The sequence below is a fragment of the Dietzia timorensis genome (assembly GCF_020742175.1).
Classification (GTDB): Bacteria; Actinomycetota; Actinomycetes; order Mycobacteriales; family Mycobacteriaceae; genus Dietzia; species Dietzia timorensis_A.
Map to the genome: position 1 here is coordinate 1 of NZ_DYXM01000270.1, position 3,715 is coordinate 3,715.

Sequence of the window (3,715 nt, forward strand, 5' to 3'; positions counted from 1 at the left end):
GATTTCTCCGTTTACGTCGACGCGAAGATCGACGACATCGAAAGCTGGTACGTCGAGCGCTTCCTTACGCTGCGCAACACGGCGTTCCAGGACCCGAATTCGCACTTCAACCACTACGCGACGCTCACCGACGAGGCCGCCCGCAGCGCCGCGAGCCAGATTTGGGGTTCGGTCAACCGCCCCAACCTCGTGGAAAACATCCTGCCAACCCGGCCGCGCGCGACTCTGGTGCTGCGCAAGAACTCCGACCACTCGATTCAACGGCTGCGCCTGCGCAAGGTGTAGCTTGCGGCAGCGGTCGCCAAGCTACAGCGACCCGAAGCAGCGGTACCAACCACCGCCCTGAGACTCAAGTTCGAGGTACTCGTAATTGTCGCGTAAGTGTGTCGGCTCACCCGACGGCGAGTACACCAGACCCCGGCCAGTCCAGTTGTACTCCGGGTACTTCTCCTCGAACACGATCTCTTCTCGGGAGAAGGCTCGGATTCGCACGAAATCGTAGGAGCCGATGCGCGTCGTCCCAGGCCCAAGGTCGAGGACCTGCAATTCTGAGGTCGAGCCCCGGGCGACATCGGCGGCAACCGCTTCAAGTTCCTCCCGCGACCAATCGAATGGTGGCCCGGGAAGGAAAATCCCGGCCAGCGCTGCGACGATGACGACGATGGGTAGTCCCCACAGCAAGCGGACGGGTACCCCGACGCGTCGGGCCACTACCTGCCACACGATCCACCCGGTGCACATCATGGCCCCGACGACCGCGAGCCAGAACCTCACTTCCACCCGTTCCGAACGGTGCAAGAACCCCAGCGAGCCAGTCCATCGATCGACAATCAGCCAGGCCCACAGCGCCACGTATACGACCGTTATGGCCGTGGCGAACCGCCCCCAATATGCGCTCGTTTTGAGTGGCTTGGTCACAGGGCTCCCCGCCCCCTACGGAATCTAGTTTGGCAGCACTACCGGGTGCCCGAGCTCCGGGTCGGTGATCACACGGCAATCGAGATCGAAGACGTCCTTGAGATTATATGGCGTGGCAACATCGCGGGGCTTTCCGCGAAAGCGGATCTCCCCGTCGCGCATCGCGATGAGATCGGTGGCGAATCGCGCGGCGAGCGCCAACTCGTGGAGCACGGCCACGACGGTTCGGCCTTCCGCGCGCAGCTCGTCGGCGATGCGCAGGACCTCCATCTGGTGGGTGATGTCGAGGTACGTGGTCGGCTCGTCGAGCAGCAACAGCTCGGTCTCCTGCGCGAGCACCATCGCGATCCACACGCGCTGGCGCTGCCCTCCGGACAGCTCGTCGACATAGCGGTCGGCCAGCGCGCTCGTGTTGGTCCGCTCCAGTGCGGCGTCGATCGCCCGCTCGTCCTCGCGCGACCACTGCGACCACATCGACTGGTGCGGGTAACGCCCACGAGCTACGAGGTCACGCACACTGATCCCGTCCGGAGCCACCGAGGACTGTGGGAGCAGCCCCAGCTTCCGCGCAACCTCCTTCGTGCCGTAGGCGGAGATCGCCTTTCCATCGAGGATGACGTCGCCGCTCTTGGGCACCAGGAGCCGCGAGAGTGCACGCAGCAGCGTCGATTTCCCACATGCGTTCGGTCCGACGATCACGGTGAATCCGCCCGGTTCGATGGACGCGCTGAGATCGTGGATCACGGTCGCGTCGCCGTAGCCGACCCGCAGATGCCGACAGGCGAGAAGATCCGCGTCGCGTTCTGTATCGAAATCGGTAGTCACTGGTCGTGTCTCCTATCCCTTGCGGGCTTCGCGAGCGAGAAGCCATACGAGGTAGATTCCGCCGATGCACACGGTCACCGCGCCGACGGGGAGGTCGGAGTCGGAGAACGCGTGTTGGGCGATGAGGTCGGCTGCCGGAACGATCGCGGCGCCGATCGCCGCGGAGCCGAGCAGCGTCACCGAGTCTCCGGTGCGGCACAGCAGCCGCGCGATCTGGGGCGCGGCCAGCGCGACGAACATGATCGGCCCGGCCACCGCCGTCGCGACCGCGGTAAGCGCGACGCCCAGGACGATGAGAATGGCCTTCGCGCGTTCGACGGGCAGGCCGAGCACCTTCGCCACGTCGTCACCGAGCTCGAGGTAAGGCATCCACCGGCCGGCAACGAACAGGCACACCACGAGCGCGCCGATCACTGCCGCCGCGATCGCCACGGTGTTCCACGTCGTGCCGAGGAGGCTGCCCGCTCCCCACACCGCGACCTCCATCGCCACGTCGAGGTCGGCGACGATGGAGAACCACGTATTGAGCGAGCCGAGCATCGCCGAGACCGCGATGCCGACGATGATGAACCGGAACCCCTGCACGCCTCGCCGGAACGCGAGCGCATACACGACGAACGCCGTGGCAAGTCCGCCGATGACGGCGCCGATCGACGTCCACACGAGGCCGGAGAACCCGGCGATCGTCACGGCGATAACCCCGACGTAGGCACCGTTGTTGAAGCCGACGATATCCGGGCTGCCGAGCGGGTTACGGGTGAGCGATTGGAAGATCGCGCCGGAGAGACCGAGCGCAGCGCCGAGGATAATCGCGACGGCGGCGCGCGGGAAGCGCCACTCGAGCACGACCTTGTTCAGCGCCTTGCCACCGTCCCCGCGCAGCACCTCCCATAACTCGGCCGCCGAGACATGGATCGTCCCCAGAACCAGTGCAAGATAGGTGCACAGCGCGATCGGGAGCAGCATCAGCGCGGAGACCACGAGCACTCGCACGCGGATCTCGGCGCCGATGCGGCCCGCCTCGAACTGGAGGACGGTGCCGGTGTCGCCGCGGCGGACGCTGAACCCGGGCGCCCCGGAGGACTCCGCGGGCGTGTCCTCACGTGTCCGTGTCATAGTCCCGAAGCCCTTTCCCTGCGCACGAGAATGATGAGGATCGGCGCACCGACGAACGCGGTGACGATCCCGACGGGCAGCTCGCCGGAGACGAGGAACCTGCCGAGCACGTCGGAGCCGATGAGCAGAACCGGGGCGAGCAGCATGGTGTACACGATGATCCACCGCTGGTCCGGCCCGATGATCCAGCGCACGACGTGCGGGATCATCAACCCGATGAAGGCGATCGGACCGGCCGCCGCCACGGCCCCACCGCACAGCAGCATGATCGCAAGCAGGCTCACCCCGCGCACGAGCCCGACCCTGGCGCCGAGGCTCGTCGCCGAGTCCTCCCCCAGGGCGAGCGCGTTGAGCGGTCGCGCGCACAGGAGCGCGATAACGAGGCCGGCCACGATAAACGGCAGCACCGACGTCAGAGTCTCGGGTGGGCGGTCGGCGACGGAGCCGGCCTCCCAGAAGCGCACCTGCTCGTAGATGCTCGAGTCGAGGAGCCCGATCGCGCGGTTCGCGCCGAGCAACACCGAGCCGAACGCCATCCCCACGAGGGTGAGCCGGAGCGGCGTCGCGCCCTTACCGCCTCCCGCAGCGATCCCGAAGACCATGACCGAGGCGATCGCGGCGCCCGCCATCGCGAGCCACACGTAGCTCGAGACCGCCTCGATACCGAGAAAAGCGATACCGAGTGTGACGGCGAAGCTCGCGCCCGCGTTGACCCCAAGAATGCCCGGATCGGCGAGGGGGTTCCGCGTGACAGCCTGGATGAGAGCCCCGGCCACGCCGAGGGCCATGCCGACGACGAGTCCGAGCACGGTGCGCGGCACTCGCAGGTCGTGGACGATGATCGACGCGGCCGAAT

4 protein-coding genes and 1 pseudogene are annotated in these 3,715 nt (G+C 66.7%); 1 reads left to right on the forward strand and 4 read right to left on the reverse strand.

What is annotated here, in order from left to right; all coding sequences use genetic code 11:
• A pseudogene (locus K8V11_RS13860) lies at positions 1-285 on the forward strand (type I pantothenate kinase); the annotation flags it as partial.
• Positions 286-306: 21 nt separating this feature from the next.
• Here K8V11_RS13860 and K8V11_RS13865 read toward each other — a convergent pair.
• The 4 genes from K8V11_RS13865 to K8V11_RS13880 all read right to left on the reverse strand — a co-directional run.
• Positions 307-918, reverse strand: coding sequence for a hypothetical protein (locus K8V11_RS13865; protein ID WP_303915512.1), 612 nt, complete (start codon positions 916-918; stop codon positions 307-309).
• 24 nt (positions 919-942) lie between these two features.
• Positions 943-1,743 (reverse strand): ABC transporter ATP-binding protein, encoded by an 801-nt coding sequence (locus K8V11_RS13870; protein WP_303915515.1) that lies wholly within the window; start codon positions 1,741-1,743, stop codon positions 943-945.
• Positions 1,744-1,755: 12 nt separating this feature from the next.
• The gene (locus K8V11_RS13875) at positions 1,756-2,859 is read right to left on the reverse strand and encodes an iron chelate uptake ABC transporter family permease subunit (protein WP_303915517.1); all 1,104 of its coding nucleotides are present in this window, start codon (positions 2,857-2,859) and stop codon (positions 1,756-1,758) included.
• The coding region (locus K8V11_RS13880; protein WP_303915519.1) for an iron chelate uptake ABC transporter family permease subunit at positions 2,856-3,715 on the reverse strand (860 nt) is incomplete at its 5' end. The genes K8V11_RS13880 and K8V11_RS13875, both read right to left, overlap by 4 nt.

What these genes read in the sequence shown, in the direction of transcription:
- K8V11_RS13875 (WP_303915517.1), bottom strand. Translation starts at nt 2,859, where the DNA reads ATGACACGGACACGTGAGGACACGCCCGCGGAGTCCTCCGGGGCGCCC.